Source organism: Microbacterium sp. Cr-K32, assembly GCF_000708345.1.
GTDB classification, from domain to species: Bacteria; Actinomycetota; Actinomycetes; order Actinomycetales; family Microbacteriaceae; genus Microbacterium; species Microbacterium maritypicum_A.
This window is the reverse complement of sequence record NZ_JARD01000030.1, coordinates 1-24310: the sequence shown is the minus strand read 5'-3', so window position 1 is coordinate 24310 and position 24310 is coordinate 1. Positions and strand designations below refer to the sequence as shown.

Below are 24310 nucleotides of genomic sequence, written 5' to 3'. Positions count from 1 at the left end.
GGGTGGTTACCCGGAGGTGACTTGCACCCCTTGCGGGAAACCAGGTGCTCGTCGATACCGTCCTCGCATGACAGATCAGACACAGGCAACGAACGACCCGTACTACGCGCTTCCCGACGTGCCGAGCTTCGAGCTCCGCAGCTCCACCGTCGCTGACGGAACGCCCTTCGCCGAGGCGCAGTACTCCGGAGTCTTCGGCGTCCCGGGCGGACGCGACATCTCTCCCGAACTCACCTGGTCGGGGTTTCCCGACGACACCCGGAGCTTCATCGTCACGGTCTTCGATCCGGACGCTCCCACCGGATCGGGATTCTGGCATTGGGCCGTCGGCAACATCCCCGCGACCACGACCCACCTCGTCGAGGACGCGGGCTCCGAGAGCCGGGAGCTGCTTCCCGCCGGTGCCGTGGCTTTCCCGAACGACGCCGGGCTCGCGCGCTACATCGGCGCCGCTCCGCCTGCCGGATCGGGCGTGCACCGGTACCACATCACCGTGACCGCGCTGGATGTGGCGCGGCTCGATCTGGACTCCGGTGCATCCCCGGCGCTCCTCGGCTTCACGGCAGGCCCGCACACGATCGCGCGAGCCACGCTCGTCGCGTACGCCGGGGAGTAGACCTCGGGCGGAGCACCCGCGTCCCGGGCGGGATTCTCCCTGTCGGGCGGAGCTTTCGTCTCGAGATCTCCGCCCGACGGCGAGAACTCCGCCCGTCGCGGGGCGTCCATTCGTGAGCAGGAGTGGGCGGAAGCAGCTGCGGGGTCAGGCTGGGTGTCAGGCTGCGGCGATGGTGGCGTCGGCGGTCGAATCCGAGACGACCGCCCGGCGACGGCCCACCCACACGACGAGGGCGGCGGCGCCGATGATGATCGCGGCGATCAGCAGCACGTAGAGGGCGACGCCTCCATACCCGCCGGGCTGGGCAGGGTTGAGGAACGGGTACGGATACCACGACGGCTCACCCGATGCCGGCGCGATCACGAGGTTCGCCCGGATCAGCGTGTAGATCACCCAGAAGATCGGGAAGATGGCGGCGATGCCCACGGCGCTCCAGCCGAGAGCCCGCCGTCTCGGGGCGAACAGCACATCGGCCAGCATGATGATCGGCACCACCACGTGGAGCACCTCGTTCGACCAGCCGACCGTCGAGCCCTGGGGCAGCTCGATGCCGCGAAGCAGCAGGTTGTAGACCACGCCGGTGACGATCATGTAGGTGCTGGCGCACATCAGCAGGATCGCGAGCCACCGCGGTTCCGCCGTCGTGTCGCGATGGGCGAGCGCCCAGAACCCGCCACACGCCAACGCGACCACGGCGAGGACGTTCGACTCGATCGTGAAGAAGCTGAAGAAGTTCGAGATGACGGTCGGCAGATGCGCGCCCCACTCGGTCGTGGCCGCAACGGCGATCTCGAGAGTGCGGATGAGCTGCGCGATGATCGCTGCCGCGGAGAGCGCGGCTGCGGCGATGCGCACGTAGGGCCACCAGATCGTCATGTTCGCCTCCGGTCGCAACTGTAGTGGCAGATTTCCGTAGACCGCGGCACCGATATATCGATATCGTCGAGGGGCTCGCCGCCTCCCGGCTCGCTGAGCTGGGGATCGCGCGCGGGGTGATCACCGGGCGCCTCCCGGCGTCAGGTGCGGCGACGCCACCGCAGACGGGTGATGAGCACGCCGAGCAGGCACAGCGCCCCGCCGAGGAACATCAGCGGCGTCGGCACCTCGCCGAGGATCGCCCACGACATCAGGATCGCGATCGCCGGCACCACGTAGGTGGTCGCCGAGGTCTGCCCCGCGGTGCTGCGCTGCAGCACGTAGGCCCAGGTCGTGAAGGCGATCGCCGTGGGGAAGATGCCGAGGTAGACGACCCAGAGCGTCGCATCCAGAGGTGCCGTTTGGAGCGCGCCGATGAGGTTGCCGATCCAGGGCAGCAGCGCGATGGTGCCGACACCCGCTCCGAGCCAGGTGAGGGTGGTCGGGTCGACGCCCGAGGTGAGCAGCCGCTTCTGCACGAGCGTGCACCCGGCGTACATGACCGCGGCGAGGAGGGCGAGCAGCAGGCCGGTGATGTCGGGGCCGGCACTGGTGGACGAGTTCATGCCGATCAGGACGACGCCGAGGAAGGCGATGGGTGCCCCGATGACGAGCGGTTTCGGGAACCCCTCGCGCAGGAAGAGCCCGCTGAAGACGACGACCATGAGCGGTGCGAGGTTCACGACCATCGCCGCGGTGCCGGCGTCGAGCGTGAGCTCGGCGCTGTTGAGGGCGAGGTTGTAGACGCAGAACCAGCCGACGCCCCACACCGCGATCAGCAGCCAGTGCCGACGCTCCGGTATGCGGATGCCGTGGCGCACGGCGATGATCGTCAGCACGACGGTGCCGACGGCCATCCGCAGCAGGGCCAGTGCGCCGGGGTCGTAGTGCGGGCCTGCACCGCGGATGCCGATGAAGGCCGAAGCCCAGAGCACCACGGTGACGAGCGCCGCGACGAGCACGAGCGCGCCCTGCTTCTTCGGCGCATCGGTGCTGTTGGTCGCGCTGGTTCGCGTGTGGATTCCGGGGTCCCCGGATGCGGCTTCTGCCATCCTTCGATCCTGGCAGGGGCGTCCGACATCGGTCGAGCCGTCGAAGCGACATCCGCCGATGCATTTCGGACGATCCGAGACGATGGCCCGTGAGCGGAGATTCACGAGATCTTCCCGACCGGTTCACGTATCTCTCCCGAGTGGAGAAAAAGTTCCGTTCGATCACCTTCCTCATCCGTGGATATTGTGGCGTCGTATGAACGCGGAAACCCGCACTTCACAGGGAAAGCCCAGCGTCAAGTAGGCCATTCGGGGGACAGACAAGACTCACAGCTGACGGATAGAGTCCCGAGCGAGTACCGCCGCAAGCCCACGGTCGAAGCGTGACGGTCCTGTTTCGAGGTCGTGGTTTGCGTGCATCCTGACGTGCGTGTACGCGCATATGCGCATGCGCCGCGACTCGTTCTGGGGCGCCATCGCAGCGTCGTGATCTTCACGCGGTCCGATCCCTCTCGTGTCCTCCTGGAGAAGAGTCCTGCGATGAAGACCAGACCTCACCGTCGGCGCCTGCGTTTCGCACCGGCGCGGCGGCTCCCGTTCGCGTTCGCCGCCATGCTGATGACGACCGTCGTCGCGGTCGGTCTCTTCCAGCCGCTCGAAGCGTCAGCGGCGACCGCCGCATCGGCCGCGCGGACGCAGGTGTCCGCGCCGGCGGGTCTCTTCACCCCGTCGACGGATGCCGCCGGTGTGGTCACGCAGTTCACCGATGGGGGTCCGGCTGTCCAGGAGGCGGCGAGGCAGGCGCTGCTCAAGGGTGGGCAGAGCATCGAGAGCTTCATCACCACGGGGCAGCACGAGGCGATCGCACAGGACTACCGCCTCATCGCGCTGCGACTGAGCCTCGCGGGCGGGCGCGCCGTCCGTCAGCAGGCGGAGGCGGTGCTGACGGCGAACAATCCGGACCAGCTTCGTGCCTTCGTCACAGAAGGGTGGAAGGACGCCTGGGAGGTCGACGACCGCTCGGCGGCGTATGTGCTTGCGGACACCGGAACGCCGACGGTCCAGCGCGAGGCGAACAAGGCTCTGGACTCGGATGACTCGAGCGCGGTGTCGCAGTTCCTGCTGATCGGTCAGTACGACGCGAAGATCATCGACGACCGCGCGGCGGCCTACGTGCTCGCCTCCACGGGATCGCCGAGTGTGATCGCCGCCGCGGAGGCAGCGCTCGATGCGACGCTCCCGGACGGGTCCGAAGACGCACAGGCCGTGGCGGATTTCCTGCGTTACGGGCAGTTCGTCGCCGGGGCGCGCGACGCCGAGGCGGCGACCATCGCCCAGCTGACGAACCAGGTGATCGCGGCGAACATGGTCGCTCAGGAAGAGCGTCGCAACGCCGACAACGCCTCCGCGCAGGCGGTCCTCGCGGCCAAGCTCGCGAAGGAGGCCACGCAGCGCGCCGCCCAGCAGGCCGCCGCCGCGCAGGGCAACGCCGAACAGGCCAGCGCCGCCGCGAGCAGGGCAGCCGGTCTCGCCCGTCAAGCCGCCGACGCGGCAGATCTCGCCGTGCAGGCGGCTGCGGCAGCGCACCAGGCGATGAACGCGTCGATGAGCGCGGCGGGAACAGCCGCATCCGCGGCTGCGCGCGCCAACCGGGCGGCGGCGAACGCTGATGGTGCGGCGGCGAATGCGGCGGGCCAGGAGGGCATGGCGGCTGCGGCACGGGCAGAGGCGGAGAAGGCGCGCGACGCCGCAGACAAGGCGGCGAAGGCCAAGCGTGCAGCGGCCGAGGCGGAGACGGCGACGAATGCGGCGAACCGCGCTGCGCAGGCTGCGGGCGCCGCGGCCGGCTACTCGGGCGAGGCGGCCGGATATGCGATGGAAGCCTCTCAGGCGTCGGGAGTGTCATCGGCCGCTGCCGCGCAGGCGCGGGCTGCTGCGGCCAAGGCGAACGCGGCCAAGAACCGCGCGGCATCCGCCACGGCGCGGACGGACCGCCTTGCCGCCGAGACCTCGGCTGTCGCTCAGCAGGCCCGTGATGCGGCCGGGCGTGCGGCCGACAACGCCAACGCCGCGGCGATCGAGGCAGACACGGCCGCGGCCCAGGCCGGTGTTGCGCAGGGGGCTGCTGCTCGGGCGACCGCTTCTTCGGCGAAGGCGGCGGCCGCTGCTGAGGCCGCGACGAAGGACGTCGAGCTGGCGAAGACCATCTTCGACCTGGCGCGGAAGGCCGATGCGGAGCGTCTGGCCGCAGAAGAGGAATTCGGGCTGGCGCAGGCGGAGATCGCCGCAGCAGAGGAAGCCGAGGAGAAGGAGCTCAAGGACGAGGCCAAGAAGGAGGGCGCAGCCGCCGTTGCGGAGAGCAGCGCGTTCCTGAAGAAGATCACCGCTCCGGATGCGAACCTGCAGGAGCTGCTGCCGGAAGCGCGCTCGGCCATGCTCGCCCTGATCACGTCGGGAACCCCGTGGATTGCCGCTGCGGCCGAGCAGGCTGTCGTCGGCAATGACGAGGCTGTCGTCGAGTTCTTCAAGAACGGGTACGGCGTCGCGCTCGAGCAGGATCAGTGGGACGAGGCGAAGGCCCTGCTGTATGAGGGCGACAACACGATGCTGCAGGACGAGGCCTATGACGTCCTCGAGAACGGCGAGGAGTACGTCGCGGCGTTCCTCAACGAGCGGCTTCCTGAGATCCGCGACCTCGAGAACCGCCAGATCGCATTCGTGCTCGCCACCGAGGGGGGACCGGCCATGCAGCGCGCGGCGAACCTCGCGCTCGATGCCGACGACCCCGCGGTCCTCGCCAAGTTCATCGCGGAAGGACAGTACGACGCACTGGAGATCGACCAGCGGGCGGCAGCCTTCGCGCTCAGCACGTCGGGCGGCCCCGAGGTGCAGGCGGCCGCGAACATCGCGCTCGAAGGTTCCCAGACGGCGCTGAAGAGGTTCCTCGAGCAGGGCCAGTACGAGGCCGCCAAGCGCGACAACGACACGGCAGCTCACGTGGCGCAGATGCAGAGCATGTTGCACCTGGCCGACCAGCAGGCTGCGGCCGCGCGGGAGGCGGCCGCGCTTGCGGAGAAGGCGGCGGCGACCGCGCGGCAGGCGGCGGCCGAGGCACAGGCGAGCGCCGACCTGGCTCGGAAGTATGCGCAGGAGGCGCAGGGCTGGGCGGCCCAGGCGGCTACCTCGGCCAACCAGGCGACCGCTTCGGAGAACGAAGCGCGACAGTCGTCGCAGCGAGCGCATCAGGCGCTGACAGCCGCTACTGCGGACGCGAAGAAGGCCAACGGGTTCGCTGCGCAGGCGACGTCGTCGGCGCAGTCGGCTAGTGCCGCAGCAGCACGGGCCAACGATGCGGCGAGCCGTGCGGCCACCTCGGCGACGAACGCCGGACTGGACGCGGAAGCCGCGGTGAAGGCGGCGACGGAGGCGCGCGAGATCGCGGCGTCGAAGCAGCGTTATCAGGACGGGGCAGAGGACTATCCGCCGCCTCCCGCATCGGTCGGCGAGCTTACGCAGGCGCAGATTGACGCTGCTTACGCAGAAGGAGGCGACGCCGCAGTTCAACGGTTGCGCGAGGCGCATGCACTCACGAAGCCGAACGCGTTGATGGATTTCATCATTCAAGAAGGCGGGCAGCTCCTTCTCGATCTCCTCGGCGTGACCGACATCATGAACTGCGCCACCAAGGGAGACATTGGTGGGTGCTTCATGGCTCTGATTGGAATCTTCCCGGTCGGCAAGCTGGGTCAGGTGCTCAAGGCGATCCCGCTCGTCGCTAAAATCGCGACAAAACTCATCCGCTTCTCCGACCGGGTGAGCGAGTCATTCACGCTGTTGAGTCGGAATAAAGACAAGGTCGACGAGCTATCCCGCGGAGCGGAGAATGCGGCCAACGGGGTGCGATTGCGCGCTCAGCTGACTGGCGAGGAAATTGCGGGTGGGCATGCGTTCCAGAAACATGTGATCGAAAAGGCGGAGTTCCCTGGGGTAACGACACAAGCGCAGTTCGCCGAGCATATTGAGAACGTGGTGTTCAACGGAGAGATGCGCACCCTAAGTAACGGCAGGACAGGATACTGGCACGAAGGTACGCTTGTTATACGTAATCCATGGGACCCGGACGGCGGGACGGCGTTCCGACCTGACGATGGATACGACTACTTTCTCAACAAGCTCAACTGATGGGTGGAAAATGCATTTCTTGACACTTCCCGAACTTCAAATCGAGGAGGTTTCCCCCGATGCCGTTGGGGCAATCGTCGTCACCTTAGACGAGATTGCTTTTCTAGCGAACGCCATCGTGCAATCGCGCTTGGCCATCGACGATTGGGAGTTCTCATCGTTGGTCGGAATGAAGCCGAGCGAGGCTGACCAGATGCGGCAGGCTCTCGTTCATGTGCTGCGCACACATCAGCCGCCACAGACATAGCGGCTCAGTCGCGGACCGGGTTTTGGAGCCGCATTCGCGACCACGCTTCACGCTCTTAACATTCAAATGCTCTGATCTCGTACCTATGAAAGGCCCTCCGTGTTTTCGTTGAAGTCCCTTGGTCGGTTGCGTCTTGTCGCGGTCGGTGTGGCGGCTGCGTTGGCGTCGGCGGTACTGGTGCCGGTGTCGTCTGCGGTGGCGGATGATGCTTCGGGTTATCTCGTGGAGTCGGGTGCGTATCCGGATGGGGCGTCGGTGGGGGCGGCGAATGGGATCGTTCTGAAGGACGGCAACGGCGGCTTGCGGGTGGTGACGTGTGCGGCGGGCACCGGGCTGGTCGAGGTCGAGTTCGAGAAGTCGGGTAAGCGCGCGAAGGTGTGCTTCGAGACGGTGTTCCGTCCGGCGGTGCTGAATCTGGAGATCGCGGCGTCGTTCGGTGTGAAGGCCGGCAAGCAGCCGATGGATGTGACGTATTCGGTGGCGGGTGGTCCGGAGGAGGATATCTCGGTGCCGGCGGGCGGACGTCGCAGTGTTGATACGGGCTTGACAGGTCAGTCGACGATCGTGGTGATCGAGGTGAAGGCCGACCCCGCGGTGGATGTCCCGGCGACGACGACCACGCATCCGCGGACGGCGATCACGAAGATCCGCACGGGCCTGGGCTCGTGCACGGGCACGTTGGTGGATCGGTCGTGGGTGTTGACGGCAGCGAGCTGTTTCGCGGCCGACCCGGCAACGCTTGTCGCGGGTGCTCCGGCGGCTCCGGCGAGGGTGTTGTTCGGTCCGGATGTCGCGAACGACAAGACGATGAGCGGTGCTGGGGATCTGGGTGTGAAGATCACCCACGTCGAGCCGGCCGGCAACGGTCAGGACGCGGTGCTGGCGAAGCTGGAGACGGCGGTGGATGACATCACTCCGATGCCGGTCGCCACGACCGCTCCGGTCGCGGGCCAAGACGTGGCGTTCACGGGCTTCGGCCGCACGAACAACGTGTGGGTCCCTCTCGCGTCTCGCACGAACACCTACCCGGTCACGGCGGTCAACGCCGCGACCGTGACTGGTTCGGCATCCGGTGCTTCCCTCTGCCTCGGCGACGGCGGCGCCCCCGGCGTCCGCAACGTCGATGGAACCGACACGCTCGTCGCTGTCGCCTCCCAGTCGACGCAGACCGGTTGCTACGGCTCCGGCCTCCCCGCAGGCACCGCTTCGACCATCGCGACACGCGGCGACATCATCGCCGGATGGGTGGCCGCCACGGTCCAGAAGGGGCTCGACACGACCCCGGTCGCCGCTGCGGATCAGACCCTTGCGCAGCAGATCGTGGCCACCGGCCGCGTGAGCGGAACCGAGGCGCTCGCCCAGATCCAGGCGTATGCCGACGGCTTCAAGCGCGGCCACCTGATCGGCGGACAGGTTCGTGACTGCACGATCGACCCCGTGATCCTCTCCGCTTTGAAGAAGGTCGTCGTCGATCAGAACTTCTCGATCACGATCTCTTCTCTCAACGAGTACTGCACCACGGCGACCCCGTCGGCCACGAGCTACCACGCGAAGAACAGTGGCGGTCATGCTGTCGACATCAGCGTCGTGAACGGCGTCGCCGCGACCGGCAACACGGCGCAGGACCAGGCTCTGACGACCGCCATGTTCACCGCGCTGCCGGCACCGGCGGGCATCGGTCAGGTCACGTGCCGCCCGGCGCTCACGGTTCCGAACGGCTGGGCGCAGACCGAAGAGGACTGCACGCACAACCACTTCGAGTACCACGGCGTGCCGCTCACACCGGCCAAGCCCTCGTTCGATCTGAACAGCGATGGCAAGGCTGACGTGATCGGGATCACCTCGTCCAATTCGCTCTACATCTACCACGGCAACGGCAACGGCGGATGGACGACCCAGACCTCCGTCAGCGCGGGATGGGCCTCGGCCAAGACGCTCATCCACGGCGACTACAACGGTGATGGCAAGGGCGACATGATGGTCGTCAACACCGACGGCACCCTCTGGTACTACCAGGGTGATGGTGCGCTGGGCTTCCCGACGAAGGCGCTGGCTGCCCGCGGATGGGATACGAAGGGCCTGATCACGGGTGGGATCGACTTCAACGGAGACAAGAAGGCCGACCTCGTCGCCCGTGAGTCCGACGGCCACCTCTACGCCTACCCCGGCAACGGGAACGGAACCTTCGGCGCCAAGATGAAGATCGGCCATGACTGGGGTGGGATCTCTCGGGTCCTCGCCGGCGACTGGACCGGCGACGGCAGGGGCGACATCCTCGCCACGACGACGACCGGGGACCTTCGCATCTACCCTGGCAACAACGTGACGCTCACCGGCGGTCCGCAGGTCGGCAATGGCTGGAACAACATCTCGGCGATCACCGGCGGCGTCGACTACGGCCTGGACGGCAAGGCCGACCTGTTCGGTCGGACCGGCGATGGCGGACTGTACGTATACCCCGGCCTCGGCATCTCCGGTTTCGGCGCCTCCACACGCGTCGGCAACGGGTGGACCTCGCTCCGCCTGTTCAGCTGAGCCCAGTCTCGCGCACTCACATTCCTTGAAAGGCATTGCATGTTCTCGTTGAGATCTCCCCGTCGTGGTCGTGTTGCGGCTGTGGGGGTGGCGGCGTTGGTGTCGGCGTTGCTCGTCTCGGTTCCCATGACCTCGGCAGTCGCCGATGATGCTCCGGGGTATCTCGTGGAGGCGGGGCTGTATCCGGATGGGGCCGCGGTCGGTCCGGCCGCCGGGATCGTTCTGAAGGACGGGAACGGTGGTCTGCGTGTCGTCACGTGCGCGGCGGGGACTGGGCAGGTCGAGGTGGAGTTCGAGAGGTCGGGCAAGCGGGCGAAGGTGTGCTTCGAGGCGGTTTTCCGTCCGGCGGTGTTGAATCTGGAGATCGCGGCGTCGTTCGGTGTGAAGGCCGGTGCGCAGCCGATGGATGTGACCTATTCGGTCGCGGGTGGTCCGGAGAAGGAGATCCCAGTGCCGGCGGGCGGGCGTCGCACGGTTGACGAGCTGCAGACGGGTCAGTCGACGATCGTGGTGATCGAGGTGAAGGCCGACCCCGCGGTTGACGTGCCGGCGACGACGGCCACGCATCCGCGGACCGCTGTCACGAAGGTCCGCACGGGTCTGGGTTCGTGCACGGGAACGTTGGTGGACCGCTCGTGGGTGCTGACGGCGGCGAGCTGTTTCGCAGCTGATCCGGCGACGCTGGTCCCGGGTGCCCCGGCGGCTCCGGCGCGGGTGCTGTTCGGCCCCGATGTCGCGAATGACAAGACGATGAGTGGCACCGGGGATCTGGGTGTGAAGGTCGCCCACATCGAGCCCGCCGGCAACGGTCAGGATGCTGTTCTGGCGAAGCTCGAGACCGCAGTGGACGACATCGCCCCCATGCCGATCGCGACATCGGCACCTGCCGCGGGTCAAGACCTCGCCTTCACCGGCTTCGGCCGCACGAACAACGTCTGGGTCCCCCTCGCCTCGCACACGAACACCTACCCCGTGACGGCCGTCAACACGGCCGCGCTGACGGCTGCAGCGGCCGGTGCTTCTCTCTGCCTCGGTGACGGCGGCGCCCCCGGCGTCCGCGACATCAACGGCACGAAGACACTCGTCGCTGTCGCATCCCAGGCATCACAGGCCGGCTGCTACGGCTCCGGCATCCCCGCCGGCACCGCAACCGTCACCGCAACCCGCGGCGACACCCTCTCCGGCTGGGTCGCCGCCACCATCCGCAACGGCCTCGACACGGTGGTCGTGCCGGCGGCGACCAAGGTCCTCGCTCAGCAGCTCGTCGACAGCGGCCGCATCACCGCGGAGCCGAAGATCATGACGCAGCTTCAGGCGTACGCGGCGGGCAAGGTGAGGGGAAACATCGTCGACAACCAGGTTCGCGACTGCACGATCGACCCGGTCCTCCTCGAAGCGTTGAAGAAGGTCGTCGTCGACCAGGGCTTCTCGATCACGATCTCTTCGCTGAACGAGTACTGCGTCACTCCGGGGGCTGCGAAAGCGGACTATCACTCGCGGAACGGCGGCGGATACGCCGTCGACATCAGCGTGGTGAACGGCGTGGCTTCGACAGGCAACACGGCACAGGATCAGGCGCTGCGAGCGGCGATGCTCGCGGCATTGCCTGCACCCAGCGGGATCGGACAGCTCAGCTGCCGCCCGAGGACCACGACACCTGCGGGATGGTCGCAGTTCGACGCCGCCTGCACGCACAACCACTTCGAGTACCGGGGGTCCGTCGCGGCTGCAGCGCCGGTGATCAAGCCCTCGTTCGACGTGAACAGCGATGGCAAGCCCGACGTTCTGTCGGTCTCGGCGTCGAATCACCAGCTCTACCTCTACCTGGGTAGCGGGACGGGTGGCTGGACCCAGCAGTCGACAGGCAGCGCCGGTTGGGAAGCGGTCACCGCGATCGTCCACGGGGACTACAACGCGGACGGCAACGGCGATATCGTCGCGACCTGGAATGACGGCAGCATCTGGTTCTACGAGGGTGATGGGGCGAACGGCTTCGTCGGCAGATCACTCATCGGCTCGGGTTGGCCCGGAACGGCGCTGCTCACCGGAGGCGTCGACTTCAACGGCGACGGACGCGCCGACCTCATCGGCCGCGGCACCAACGGGAACATCTACCTGTATGCGGGAAACGGCGCGGGAAGCTTTGCAGCCGGGGTGCATTTCAACGCCGGCTGGGGGCATATGACTTCTCTGCTCGCCGGCGACTTCAACGGCGATGGCAAGGGCGACCTCGTCGCTCGCGACTCCAACGGCCTGCTGTGGCGATTCCTCGGCGACGGCGTAAATCTCACGACGCCGACGCAGGTCGGCAACGGCTGGAACATCATGACCGTGATCACCGGCGGGCTCGACTACACCGGTGACGGCATCGCCGACATCCTGGCCCGCCAGACCACGGGTGCGTTCTGGATCTACCCGGGCACAGCCACAGGATTCACGGGCCCGACCAACCTCAACAGCGGGTGGAACGCTCTCCGTCTGCTCAGTTGAACGGCTGCTCTTTTTGCAGACAGACATCACTCACGCGTCCTGAACCCCAGGCTTCTTGAAAGGCATTGCATGTTCTCGTTGAGATCTCCCCGTCGGGGCCGCATCACGGCTGTGGGGGTGGCGGCGGCGTTGGTGTCGGCGTTGCTCGTCTCGGTCCCCGTGAGTTCTGCGGTGGCGGATGACGCTCCCGGGTATCTCGTGGAGTCCGGAGCGTATCCGGACGGGGGTTCGGTGGGTTCGGCCGCGGGCATCGTTCTGAAGGATGGCAACGGTGGTCTGCGTGTCGTCACGTGCGCGGCCGGGACCGGGCAGGTCGAGGTCGAGTATCAGATGGCCGGCAAGAAGGCGAAGGTGTGCTTCGAGGCCGTGTTCCGTCCGGCGGTGTTGAATCTGGAGATCGCGGCATCGTTCGGGGTCAAGGCCGGCGCGCAGCCGATGGATGTCACGTACTCGGTCGCGGGTGGTCCGGAGACGGAGATCCCGGTGCCGGCCAACGGACGTCGCACGGTCGACCAGAATCAGACGGGACAGTCGACGGTCGTGGTGATCGAGGTGAACGCGGTGTCTACCGACGTCCCTGCGACCACCACCACGCACCCGCGGACGGCGATCACGAAGATCCGCACGGGTCTGGGATCCTGCACGGGCACGTTGGTGGACCGCTCGTGGGTGCTGACTGCGGCGAGCTGCTTCGCGGCCGACCCGACGACCCTCGCTGCGGGTGCTCCTGCCGCTCCGGCACGGACGTTGTTCGGCCCGGATGTCGCGAACGACAAGACCGCGAGCGGGACCGGAGATCTGGGTGTGAAGGTCACGCACGTGGAGCCGGCGGGCAACGGTCAGGACGTGGTTCTGGCGAAGCTGGAGGCACCTGTCGATGACATCACTCCGATGCCGGTCGCGACGACCGCCCCGGTCGCAGGCCAGGACATCGCGTTCACGGGCTTCGGGCGCACCGCATCCGTCTGGGTCCCGCTCACCTCTCGGACGAACACCTACCCGGTCACGTCCCTCAACACGGCCACAGTGACCACCGCAGCCTCCGGTGCTTCGCTCTGTCTCGGTGACGGCGGCGCCCCCGGCATCCGCGACATCAACGGCACGAAGACACTCGTCGCTGTCGCGTCGCAGGCATCACAGGCTGGCTGCCACGGCTCCGGCATCCCCGCAGGCACCGCATCGATCACGGCGACCCGCGGCGATGTCATCGCACCCTGGGTCACCGCGACCATCGAGAACGGCCGGAAGCTCGCCGGAATCAGCGCCGGTCAGGTGCTGGAGATCGAGAGCATCGCTCAGGCGGGCGCGTGCATGTCGACCAAGAACGCAGCGTCGAACTCTTCAGCGGGGCCCGTCGTGATTCCGTCGAGCTGCACGCTCATCGGCCAGATGCGTCGGTGGGAGCTCGTAGAGGTCACTCCGACCGTCTTCGCCCTGCGCAACTACGTCGACCGCGCGATGTGTGCCGCGAGTTCGGATGCCGCAGGCAGCGCCCTCGTGCAGGCCGCCTGCGCGCCCGCCGATCCGAAGCAGCAGTGGACGTTCCGCGAGCAGGCCGCCGGCACGGTGAGTGTCGTGAACATCGCGTCCGGCAAGGTTCTCGCAGCGCCCTCGACGACGGCCATCACGCTGAAGACGGATTCCGGCGCGAACGTCGATCGATGGAAGTACACGAACGTCGCGAAGATGCGTTACGACGCTGCCACCGTGGGAAGCTACGTATCGTTGCGCACGGCCGTCGGAGGCAAGTCCCTCACCGCGACCACCACCGCCCAGGCGAACGTCAAGGATGTCGTCGCGACGTCACCTCTCGCGTTGCGCCAGGAATCGACGTTCCGGGTCGTGAAGGGTCTGATCGATCCGCAGTGCGTCAGCTTCGAGTCGATCGCCTCGCCGGGCAAGTTCCTGAACATCTCCACGACGGCAGACGGAAACATCGTGCTGGTCGCGCCTTCTCCCACCAGTACGCGCAACGCGACCTGGTGTGCGCAGGATGCGGCGCACGGAGTAGGCTTCTCGTTCCCCGCGGCTCGCGATTCCTGGCGGATGCTGCGTTCACACAAGAACGGGCTCGTCTACGGCGGCGCCAGCTTCAATGCGGGCGTGCCCAACGGCGATGATCAGGCCGGCTACGTTCCCGATACCGCATGGGTCATCGGCGAGCCCTGGGCCGCGCCCACGTTCGCAGGAGGTCAGGTCTTCGAGATCGAGAGCATCGGCCAACCAGGCACATGCTTCTCGACGAAGAGCGCGGCGTCGAGTCCGAACGCCGGGGCTGTCCTGGCTCCTGTGGGCTGCACCCTGAACCCCCAGATGCGCCGCTGGGAACTGATCGAGATCACACCGACCGTGTTCGGCCTGCGCAACTACGCACATCACCCCATGTGCGCCGCGAGTTCGGATGCTGCGGGCAGCGGGGTCGTGCAGGCTGCGTGCGCTACGACTGACACTCGTCAGCAGTGGACATTCGCCGACCAGCCCTCGGGCGGAGTGAGCATCGTCAACGTCGCCTCCGGCAAGGTGCTCACAGCGCCGACATCGACGACTCTCACCTTGCGGGCCGCCACGGGCGCGAGCGTCGAACGATGGACGTACAAGAACGTCACCAAGATGCGTTCCGACGTCGCGACGATCGGCAGTTACGTTTCGCTGCGCACCGTCGTCGGTGGGAAGTCCTTGACGGCCGTGCCTGCCGCGGCGCAAGCATCCGTCGGCAACGTCACTGCCTCCTCACCGCTCGCTCAGCGTCAAGCAGCGACGTTCCGGGTGGTGCAGGGGCTGGTGGATCCACAGTGCTACAGCTTCGAGTCGGTCGCATCTCCCGGGAAGTACTTGAACATCTCCACGACGACGGATGGCTACATCGTCTTGGCCACGCCTTCTGCGACCAGCAGCCGTAACGCGACCTGGTGCGCAGAGGACGCGGAATTCGGCGTGGGACTCTCTTTCCCGGCCGCCCGTGATCCGTGGCGCAAGCTTCGCATGCACCAGAACGGTCTCGTCTATGGTGGTGCGACGTTCAGTGCGGGAGTGCCGAACGGCGACGACGCCGCCAACTACATCCCTGACACCGCATGGGTCTTCGGCGAGCCTTGGGTGACCGCACCGTAGGAGGCTCCTCGGACGGCGTGCCTCTGCTCTCTTCGTAGGCCCTGTCGCTCTCCGCGGGGGGAGTGACAGGGCCTGCGATCGGAGCGTGTGGAGCGCTTCCGGCAGGACGAGACAGACGAATCGAAAGGCGGGATAGGTGTCATACGACCTCGAGGTGTACGGGAAGGTCTCGTTGACGGCGAGGGACCTGGCGAAAGTGGTTTCGTCACTGCGCGGGCTGAAGGCTAAGGTCGATCGGCGATCGCAGACGATCTCGTCGATCGTCGACAAGCGCACCCGCGAGATGGCGTTCGAGCTCGACGGCCCCGATCGTGTGGAGCCGGAGGATATCCCGGCGGAGTGGACCGAGGTCGCGGATGCGACGGTGCTCTACAGCATCCACGTGTCGTACGACGTCACGTCGGGAGCGGGGTTCTCGTTCAGCGTCGACGAGACGAAGCTGGCGACGGCGTCGGCCTTCGCCGCACGGTTGGCGGAGCGCGTCGACGGCACGGTGATCGACCCGCAGACCTACGAGCCGCAGCCGGAACCGCAGCCGGAACCGCAGCCGCAGCGCCCCCGCTTCCTGCATCTGCGCTGGTACCGACTGCTCGATGACACACACGATAAGGATCTCGCCGCGATCTACCTCCGCACGGCGCGCGAGTTCTTCAGACCAGGGGTGCCGTCGCGATTCGGCACGCACGAACCGTTTCAGGGGAGGTTCCCCCGCGACGACGATGCGACGTTTGACGGGATGTACCGCGCAAACTGCTACCTCGGCGATCTCATCCTCGCGGGCAAGCCGATCGAGCACGGGACCATCGACGGCTGGACGAACGACCTGGAGCGCCGAACTCAATCGATCCGACTGAAGTTCGAGCTCGATCGGCTCGAGAAGCTCAAAGCTCTTGACGCCATCGAGCCGTTCTTCGTCGCACTCGCCGAACGGACCGGGGCCTTCTTCGCGTTCGCCGAGGTCAATACGAATCGGTACGGAACCGCCCACCCGCTCATGGACGTCAAACTCAAAGACCCGTGGAGCGGATTGCCGACCGCGCCGCAATGGATGACCTGGTTCGAGCCGGAATACGCCGAGATGGTCGCTCCGCATCTCGATCCCATCCGCACGAAGGCCAACGGCCAGGGGACTCTGCACCGCTGGACGGAGCACCCGGCCGAGGCGGAGGAGCTCCTTCGGTTGAGCGGCGATCCGTGGATCCCCGCCGGCTTCCGAGGGGTGCTCGATCCCGCAGGCGACGGGCGGTGCGCCGAGGCGGCCGCGGTCATGCCGGCGTCTCTGAGGTATCCCGCCCCCGAATCACCGCAAGCCCTGCGCATCGAGGCGCACTACGCGCGGGTGCGAGAGATCGAGGCCAACGCACGGAACCGAGCCGCCGAGGGGCGGCGATGACGCTCGAAGGGGGAGAGGTCGGCCCGACGTCGACCGCGAGGGGCTTCCTCTGGGCGACGGAAGGTCCGTGGGTGTACGTCGGACACGGCGAGCAGGGGCGCGAGAAGTGGATTCCATCGTCGTTCTACATGACGGCCGAGCTGGATGACGCGTGTGTGCGGACGCTCCGCGGGTGGAAGATGCGTTCTTACGAAGGACTGATGAACGAGTTCGGAGCCGCGCTCCAGTTCTTCGACGGATTCGGGGAGAACTGGTCGGCGCTGAGCGACTGCCTCCGATCTCTGGACGAGTGGCTGCCGGCCAAGGCCTACGTGCTCGTCGTCGAGCGCGCGGAAGAGGTTCTCGTCGACGATCCCCTTGATGTCGAAGCGTTCTTGCGCACGCTCCATTCGGCCGGAGAATCCTGGTCTGCAGCCGTGGACAGCCCCGAGATCTATGCGCGTCCGCCCATCCCGTTCCACGTGCTGCTGAACGTCAGCGATGCGCACCCGGAGGGCATCGACCGATTCGTCCGCACTGCCGCCGAGGCGCGAACCGACATCGCCTTGCGTGTGGGCCGTCGATGATAGGGCGAAACATGCAATCCCTGGTACTTCCACCCGGGTGACTTCTGTGCCCGCGCCGGCGAAGAGTGGGGAATCGACCACCCTGCGTGCATCCAGACGGATATGCTCCTGTGCCATGACGGAGCACAAGAACCAGCGGCAGCATCAGCCCGAACTTCACGGAGGGGTGCTGAGCGGCGGTGGCAGCCCGGCGCTGTGGGGCGCGCTGATCGGACTCATCGTGTTCGTCTTCGTCGGTGTCCCGATCAGCGCGGCGGTGCGCTTCGCGACCCATCCGATGTCCCAGCAGCTGTTCGGAGGCCGACTGTCGGAGGCGACCGTCGGCGGCTATACGGCGTTCTGGTGGATCGTCGCGATCATGCTCCTCGCCCTTCCCTTCCTCGTGGGGTGGGGTGTCGCGAAGCTCTCGGCGCGAACCCTCACGATCATCGGCGCGATCGCCGTCGCGTTCTTCGTGGTCATCCTGATCCTCGGCCAGCTGTACGTGTTCTGACCGCCCCCGACGCTCCCCCGAAAGGCGCACCGAAGCCCTCCCGATAGGATGGGACCGCCCGAAGAGGGCCAGCTCATCGGCCGGTGCAAACCCGGCGAAAGCCAGGGGGTTACCCATGCCAGGAATCGTTATCGTCGGCGTGCAGTGGGGCGACGAAGGAAAGGGCAAGGCCACCGATCTTCTCGGTGAGCGCACCGACTGGGTGGTGAAGTTCAACGGCGGCAACAACGCCGGACACACCGTCGTGGTCGGCGATGAGAAGTACGCGCTGCACCTGCTGCCATCCGGCATCCTGTCTCCGGGCGTGACGCCCGTGATCGGCAACGGCGTCGTGGTCGACCTCGAGGTGCTGTTCTTCGAGCTCGAGGCGCTCGCCGCCCGCGGCATCGATGTCTCGCGACTCAAGGTCAGCGCCAACGCGCACATCATCACGCAGTACCACCGCACGCTCGACAAGGTCACCGAGCGCTTCCTCGGCAAGCGCATGATCGGCACGACCGGTCGCGGCATCGGCCCGGCGTACGCCGACAAGATCAATCGCGTGGGCATCCGTGTGCAGGACCTGTTCGACGAGAACATCCTGCGCCAGAAGGTCGAGGGCGCCCTCGACCAGAAGAACCATCTGCTGGTGAAGATCTTCAACCGCCGTGCGATCACCGCCGACGAGGTCGTCGAAGACCTGCTGTCGTACGCCGAGCGGCTGCGGCCCATGGTGGCCGACACCGGCTACCTGATCGCCCAGGCCCTGGACCGCGGCGAGGTCGTCGTGTTCGAGGGCGGCCAGGCCACGATGCTCGACATCGACCACGGCACCTACCCGTTCGTGACCTCGTCTTCGGCGACTGCAGGAGGCGCGGCGACGGGTGGGGGCGTCGGCCCCGGTGCGCTCGACCGCATCGTCGGCATCGTCAAGGCGTACACGACTCGCGTCGGCTCGGGTCCGTTCCCGACCGAGCTCTTCGACGAGCAGGGCGAGTGGCTGCGCAAGCAGGGCTTCGAGTTCGGCACCACCACCGGCCGTCCGCGCCGGGTGGGCTGGTACGACGCTCCCATCACTCGCTACGCGACGCGCATCAACGGCATCACCGACCTGGTGCTCACCAAGCTCGACATCCTCACGGGTCTCGAGCAGATCCCGGTGTGCGTCGCCTACGACGTCGATGGCGAACGCTTCGACGAGGTGCCGGTCAACCAGACCGACTTCCACCACGCGAAGCCGATCCTGGAGTACTTCCCCGGCTGGAACGAAGACATCTCGGTCGCGCGCACCTTCGAGGACCTGCCGCAGAACGCGCAGGACTATGTGCTGGCGCTCGAGAAGATGAGCAACACGCGCATCTCGGTGATCGGCGTCGGCCCGGAGCGCGACCAGGTCATCGTCCGCCACGGTCTGCTCGACTGACCCGCGCCCGTGACGCGCTTCTGGCTGGGCGGCTACGGTGCCGCGATGGACGGCTCGGCCGACGGCATCGGCCTGCTCGCGGGGGATGAGGGCCGCGAGGCCTCGACTCTCGCCTACCGCGGTGCCGTGGTCGAGACGCCGTCGCCGTCGTGGCTGGCGCAGCATCCGACCCTCGATGTCGTCTACGCGGCACTCGAGGGCGACTCCGCGGTGCAGGCGTTCTCACGCGCCGGGGAAGCCGCCCTTGCGCCGCTGGGTGCGCCCGCGCCGGTCGGCCAGTACGTCTGCCACGTCGCGGTGGCTCCGAACGGTTCGGCCCTGATCGCCAGCTGCTACGGCGACGGTCGCGTGGTGCGGTTCGACCTGGATGCGGAAGGCCGTATCGTGCCTCCGAAGCCGGATGCCGCGGCGGCGCTCCGCGCAGCACTGTTCGGTGACGCCGACCCGGATGCTCCCGCTGCGACTCCGCCCGGCGACGGCGTCGCCGCGATCGACCCGTACGGGGTGGGCGGCGACCGCGTCTCCCACGCGCACGCTGCCGTCTTCCTGCCCGACGGACGCGTCGCCACGACCGACCTCGGCTTCGACCTCGTGCGGTTCTGGCGGCAGAGCGGCAGTGGGCTCGTGCTCGACCACGAGGTCGCGCTCCCGCTCGGCACCGGACCGCGGCACATGGTCCTGCACCCCAGCGGACACCTCCATGTGGTCACCGAGTACTCCTGTGAGGTCTTCACCCTCGCGCGCGCGGCAGACGGCATCTGGAGTGTCGTGTCGGTGACCCTGACGAGCCCGATCGCCGAGGTGGGGACGGACTTCCCGGCAGAACTCGCACGTACGCGCGACGGACAGTTCCTCTACACGGCTCTGCGCGGCAGCAACACCATCGCCGCGCTGCGGGTGCGGGGTGGCGGCGAGTCTCTGGAATCCGTGGCGCTCGCCGATTCCGGTGTCGACTGGCCGCGGCATCATCTGGTCCACGAGGGCAAGATGCTCGTCGCCGGTCAGCGCTCCGACACGATCACGCTGATCGACCTCGACGAGCGCACGGGCGCGCCCCTCGGTATCCGTCACGAGGCGCAGGTTCCGACCCCGACGCACTTCCTGCCGGTGCGCTGACCTCGCCGCGATTCAGTCGTTCGCGGTGAACATCAGCGCCGCGTTGTGGCCGCCGAAGCCGAACGAGGTCGACAGCACGGTGCGGACCGGATGCGGTCTTTCCCTGTCGCGTACGAAGTCCCAGTCGTCGGCACACGGATGCGACAGATTCATCGTCGGGGGCAACACCTGATCGCGGAGCGTCATCGCGATGATGACGGCCTCGACGACGCCGGCCGCACCGAGCAGATGTCCGGTCGTCGACTTGGTCGCGGTGAGGGGAACGGACGATGCTCTCCGGCCGAGCGCCTGCGTGAGCGCGACCAGCTCGGCCTCATCGCCCAGTATCGTGCCCGTGCCGTGCGTGTTCACGTGGTCGACCTCTGCAGCGTCCGTGTCGGCGTCGGTGAGGCAGGCGGCGATCGCTCTCGTCGCCCCCGCGGCGGCAGGGTCGGGCGCGGTGGCGTGATGTGCGTCGCTGGTCGCGCCGAATCCGGCGATCGTCGCGAGCGTTCGAGCGCCGCGCTCCCGTGCGGCATCGGCGGATTCCAGCAGTACGGCGGCGGCGCCTTGCGCCATGACGAAGCCTGTGCGGGCGCGGTCGAAGGGGCGTGAGGCCGACGAGGGGTCGTCGCCGAAGCCCGTCGCGACCGAGCGGAGGTTCGCGTGGGCAGCGAGATGCAGCGGGCCGAGGCAATCCTCCATCCCGACGACCAGCACCCTGTCGGCATACCCGTGACGGATTCGGCGCAGACCTTCCCCGATCGCGACCGCTCCACTCGCGCAGGCCGCGGCGACCGCGTGGGTCTGACCGAGGAATCCGTATCGTCTGCTGAGCACGCCGGCGATCGCATCCGCCGTTCCGTACACCGTGAGCCCCGGCGGCACCCGACGCGCCCCGTGGTCCCGCAGCGCGCCCGCGGCTCGCACGGTCGCATCTACCGGCCCGGAACCGGTCGCGACGATCACCTGCCCGGCATCCGCCTGCCACGGCTGCCCGGGGACGCCCGCGTCGGCGAGTGCTTCATCGGCGGCGGTGATCGCCCACTGCTGCATCGGTGTGAGGTGCCGGGCGAGCGATGCCGCCAGATCGACAGGGGTGGTGAAACCGCGCACCATTCCGCCGACCTGCACAGGGCCTGAGCCGGAGATCTCCGGAGGGAGGCGGGTGATGCCGCTTCGTCCCGCGCGCACAGACGCCCACGACGCCGATACCGTCAGTCCGCTCGGTGTGACCGCGCCGACACCGGTGATGACCACGGATCGCCTGCCGTTCATGCTCGCTCCTTCCCGTGCGCGACGAGATCCGCGACGGCGGCGCGACGGATCTTCCCGCCGGAGGTGCGCGGAAGCTCCGACAGTGCGTACCAGCGGCGCGGAACGGATGCCGAGGCGAGATGCTGTTTCGCCCACCTGCGCAGGTCCGCGGCGGGTGGGGCGACGCCCTCGACGACCAGCGCGATCCGCGTGCCGAGACGCTCGTCGCTCTCGGTGATCGCGCAACAGGCGCTGAGGCCGGGCATCCCGTCGAAGGCGCGCTCCACGTCGTCGAGTGCGAGGGTGTGCCCGCCCGTGGTGACGACGTCGCCTCTTCTGCCGACGAACGTGAAGTCGCGCCCGCGCAGTCGCCCTTGATCGTGCACGCTCGCCCAGCCGTCAGCGTCCGTCAACGATGTCGTGCTCGTCTTCGGCAGGTAGTCGGTCGAGCAGGAGGGTGAGCGCACCCAGAGACTGCCGAGCTCGCCGGGAGCCAGGTCGTCGCCGTCATCGCCACGGACGCAGGCCTCGACCTGCGGGTAGAGCCGGATGGCTTCGTCGCCGGCGCGATCGTCGCCGATGAAGCCGAGTTCGCCGGTGCCGAAGTAGCCGATGCTCCGGGCATGGGGGAGCGCCTCGGCGACGTCGGCTCGCGTCGATGCGGAGAGTGCCGCCCCTCCCGTGACGATGAGCTCGATGCCGTCGTACCGTCCTGGATGTCGGAGGGCGGCGTCGACGAGTGTCGTCACCGCCGCGGGGATCGTGACGAGGCGCGTGATGCGCTCGTCGTGCACGCGGGAGGTGAGCCACAGCTCGTCCAGGCTGTCGGCGACGTGCAGCTGACCACCCGTGGCGATTACCTCGAACAGCGTGTACAGGGTCAGGCTGTACGACATCGGCCCGGGTGCGAAGGTCGCGACGCCGTCGTGCGCGCCCAAGTGCTCGCGGGACACCTCGATGTTCGCCGCATACTGCGCTCGCGTCTTGAGGAACGCCTTCGGCGCGCCCGTCGTACCGGATGACGTCAGCAGTAGGAACGGGGTGTCGATCGGAGGGCCGTCGGTCGGAGCGTCGTCGGTCGGTGCCTCGGGCGCGGATGATCCGTCGTCCAGCAGGTCGGCGAGGTCGAAGACCAGACCGGGCCACCCGCTCGCGCGCAGAGCGTGCCGGAGGTGAGGAACATTCGTAATGATGGCGGCCGTCCCGGATGTGACGATCGACTGCATCTGCAGAGCGACGGGCCACTGCGCGTCGACGACGGTGAGGATGCGGTCGCCCGCCTCCACCGCGACGACGGCGCGCGCCGTGTCGAATGCGGCGGACAGGCAGATACCCACGATCGGCGGGTGGGTCGAGTGGCCGTCCGCTCTGGACGTCGAGGGGATGCTCGCGAGCATGCCACGGAGGGCAGCGGAGATTCGGCGCGACTCGGTGTGGAGCTCGCCGTACGTCAGGTGGGCATCGCGGCCGACGATCGCCGGGCGGTCGGGGTCGTCGGCGGCGATGCGGCGCAGCGTCGGGGTGAGAGACGTGAGGACTCCTGGGCGGGTTTGCGTGCGGAGGGCGGGCGTCCCTATTCTAATGAACACCGTTCAGGTGAACGGCGTTCAGGAGGATTCATGACCAAGCCCCGCGCCACCGACACAAGCGCCTCGCTCGGCCGCATCGCGGTCTTCGCCGCACTGATCGTCGTGCTCGGCACGGTGATCGTGCCCCTTCCGAGCGGCGTGCCGATCACGGCGCAGACCCTGGGGGTCATGCTCGCCGGACTCGTGCTGGGGCCGCGTCTCGCGCCACTCGCCGTGGTCCTGGTGCTCGCGCTCGCCGCGGTCGGACTTCCGGTTCTCGCGGGTGGTCGTGGAGGCCTCGGCGTGTTCGTCGGACCGAGTGCCGGGTACCTCGTCGGCTGGATCGCCGGGGTCGTCGTGATCGGCCTGCTCATGCGCACGGGTCGCTTCACCTGGTGGCGCTCCGCGATCGCCGCTTTCGTGGGAGGGGTGCTCGTCGTCTACGCATTCGGCATCCCTGTGCAGGCGCTCGTGACCGGCGTGCCGCTCGGACCCACCGCGCTGTCGAGTCTCGCCTTCCTGCCGGGAGACCTGATCAAGGTGGTCGCGGCGACGCTGGTCGTGGTCGCACTCCGACGGGCCTACCCGCGTGCGTTCGCCGACGGCCGGCGGGTGCGGACGGTTTCTGCGGTCTAGGAATCCGCGCAAGCTCGAGTGACGAACGGTGGATACACCACCGTCACGGGCGGAGTGTCGGTCGCGGGTTCGCCGAACGACTCGACGATCACGACGGTCAGCGACCTACTCGGTCGGACCGTGAGCTACACGGATGTGTGGGGCACGGTGACCACGCCCACATACGACCCGGCTTCCGGGCGTGTGACGCAGATCTCCACGACTCCTGCCGGTGGTGCGGCGTCGGTGACGGCGTACACGTACGATGCCGACGGCAAGGTGAAGACGGTCGCGGTCGATGGGCAGCAGCTCGCATCGGTCACTTACGACGCCCTGCAGCGACTGAAGCAGGTCGCGTACCCGGATGGGTCGGCGTTGAGCAGTGTGGGTCGGGATGTGGCGGAGCGGGTGGTCGGTCAGGAGTGGCTGGTCGGTGGTCAGGTCGTGTCGGATGCTGTGGTGCGTTCGCAGTCGGGGCGTGTGGTGAAGCAGCAGTCGTCGATGGGGTCGGCGTCGTATTCGTCGACGTACGGGTATGACGCGGCTGGGCGGTTGGTGTCGGCGACCATTCCGGGGCATGAGTTCACGTATGGGTTCGGGTCGTCGGGTGGGTGTGGTCCGAATGCGGCGGCGGGGATGTCGGGGAACCGGACGGGTCTGACGGATGTGTGGACGGCGCCGGGTCAGGCTGCGGTGTCGACGTCGACGTCGTATTGCTATGACTGGGCGGATCGGTTGTTGTCGTCGTCGGTGACGGGGGCGATCCCGGGTGCGACGACGGTGGCGGATGGTCTGGCGGCGTCGGAGATTGTGTATGACGTGCGGGGGAACAC

Annotated in this window: 16 protein-coding genes and 1 pseudogene; 13 read left to right on the top strand and 4 right to left on the bottom strand. The window is 67.6% G+C overall.

The window, feature by feature from the left end; genetic code table 11:
• Positions 1–67 precede the first annotated feature (67 nt).
• Entirely contained in the window at positions 68–616 is a 549-nt protein-coding gene (locus GZ64_RS0118625; RefSeq protein ID WP_029260838.1) for a YbhB/YbcL family Raf kinase inhibitor-like protein, read from the top strand.
• A gap of 156 nt (positions 617–772) precedes the next feature.
• Here GZ64_RS0118625 and GZ64_RS0118620 read toward each other — a convergent pair whose 3' ends face one another.
• Positions 773–1492, bottom strand: coding sequence for a Pr6Pr family membrane protein (locus GZ64_RS0118620; RefSeq protein WP_029268221.1), 720 nt, complete (start codon positions 1490–1492; stop codon positions 773–775).
• 140 nt (positions 1493–1632) lie between these two features.
• Positions 1633–2583 (bottom strand): DMT family transporter, encoded by a 951-nt coding sequence (locus GZ64_RS0118615; protein WP_029268219.1) that lies wholly within the window; start codon positions 2581–2583, stop codon positions 1633–1635.
• A 480-nt stretch (positions 2584–3063) separates the two neighbouring features.
• Here GZ64_RS0118615 and GZ64_RS0118610 point away from each other — a divergent pair, with 480 nt between their 5' ends.
• From GZ64_RS0118610 to GZ64_RS0118565, 10 genes are all read left to right on the top strand, one after another.
• The gene (locus tag GZ64_RS0118610) at positions 3064–6705 is read left to right on the top strand and encodes an ALF repeat-containing protein (protein ID WP_136025403.1); all 3642 of its coding nucleotides are present in this window, start codon (positions 3064–3066) and stop codon (positions 6703–6705) included.
• A 19-nt stretch (positions 6706–6724) separates the two neighbouring features.
• On the top strand, positions 6725–6952 hold the full coding sequence (locus GZ64_RS0118605) for a hypothetical protein (protein ID WP_136025404.1): 228 nt from the start codon (positions 6725–6727) through the stop codon (positions 6950–6952).
• A 126-nt stretch (positions 6953–7078) separates the two neighbouring features.
• On the top strand, positions 7079–9487 hold the full coding sequence (locus GZ64_RS0118600) for an FG-GAP-like repeat-containing protein (RefSeq protein WP_136025405.1): 2409 nt from the start codon (positions 7079–7081) through the stop codon (positions 9485–9487).
• A 126-nt stretch (positions 9488–9613) separates the two neighbouring features.
• On the top strand, positions 9614–11977 hold the full coding sequence (locus tag GZ64_RS0118595) for an FG-GAP-like repeat-containing protein (RefSeq protein WP_168436335.1): 2364 nt from the start codon (positions 9614–9616) through the stop codon (positions 11975–11977).
• 69 nt (positions 11978–12046) lie between these two features.
• The gene (locus tag GZ64_RS19580; RefSeq protein ID WP_081859819.1) at positions 12047–15088 is read left to right on the top strand and encodes an AbfB domain-containing protein; all 3042 of its coding nucleotides are present in this window, start codon (positions 12047–12049) and stop codon (positions 15086–15088) included.
• Between the two features lie 136 nt (positions 15089–15224).
• Positions 15225–16481, top strand: coding sequence for a hypothetical protein (locus tag GZ64_RS20120; RefSeq protein ID WP_029260846.1), 1257 nt, complete (start codon positions 15225–15227; stop codon positions 16479–16481).
• Positions 16478–17047, top strand: coding sequence for a barstar family protein (locus GZ64_RS20115; protein ID WP_051668250.1), 570 nt, complete (start codon positions 16478–16480; stop codon positions 17045–17047). The genes GZ64_RS20120 and GZ64_RS20115 overlap by 4 nt, the downstream gene beginning before the upstream one ends.
• Positions 17048–17162: 115 nt before the next feature.
• Positions 17163–17540 carry a hypothetical protein gene (locus GZ64_RS0118575; RefSeq protein ID WP_021200112.1) on the top strand — a complete coding sequence of 126 codons (378 nt, stop codon included), beginning with the start codon at positions 17163–17165 and terminating at the stop codon, positions 17538–17540.
• Between the two features lie 115 nt (positions 17541–17655).
• Positions 17656–18942 carry an adenylosuccinate synthase gene (locus GZ64_RS0118570; RefSeq protein WP_029268212.1) on the top strand — a complete coding sequence of 429 codons (1287 nt, stop codon included), beginning with the start codon at positions 17656–17658 and terminating at the stop codon, positions 18940–18942.
• Between the two features lie 9 nt (positions 18943–18951).
• Entirely contained in the window at positions 18952–20058 is a 1107-nt protein-coding gene (locus tag GZ64_RS0118565; protein WP_029268210.1) for a lactonase family protein, read from the top strand.
• Between the two features lie 12 nt (positions 20059–20070).
• Here the strand turns inward: GZ64_RS0118565 and GZ64_RS0118560 are convergent, their stop codons facing one another.
• Together GZ64_RS0118560 and GZ64_RS0118555 are read right to left on the bottom strand one after the other, a co-directional pair.
• On the bottom strand, positions 20071–21315 hold the full coding sequence (locus tag GZ64_RS0118560; protein WP_029268208.1) for a beta-ketoacyl-[acyl-carrier-protein] synthase family protein: 1245 nt from the start codon (positions 21313–21315) through the stop codon (positions 20071–20073).
• On the bottom strand, positions 21312–22883 hold the full coding sequence (locus tag GZ64_RS0118555; RefSeq protein ID WP_081859817.1) for a class I adenylate-forming enzyme family protein: 1572 nt from the start codon (positions 22881–22883) through the stop codon (positions 21312–21314). Before GZ64_RS0118555 ends, GZ64_RS0118560 begins: the two co-directional genes overlap by 4 nt.
• Positions 22884–22913: 30 nt before the next feature.
• Between GZ64_RS0118555 and GZ64_RS0118550 the strand changes: the two genes are divergently transcribed.
• Positions 22914–23498, top strand: coding sequence for a biotin transporter BioY (locus GZ64_RS0118550; RefSeq protein ID WP_029268205.1), 585 nt, complete (start codon positions 22914–22916; stop codon positions 23496–23498).
• Positions 23499–23516: 18 nt separating this feature from the next.
• A pseudogene (locus GZ64_RS0118545) lies at positions 23517–24310 on the top strand (hypothetical protein); the annotation flags it as partial.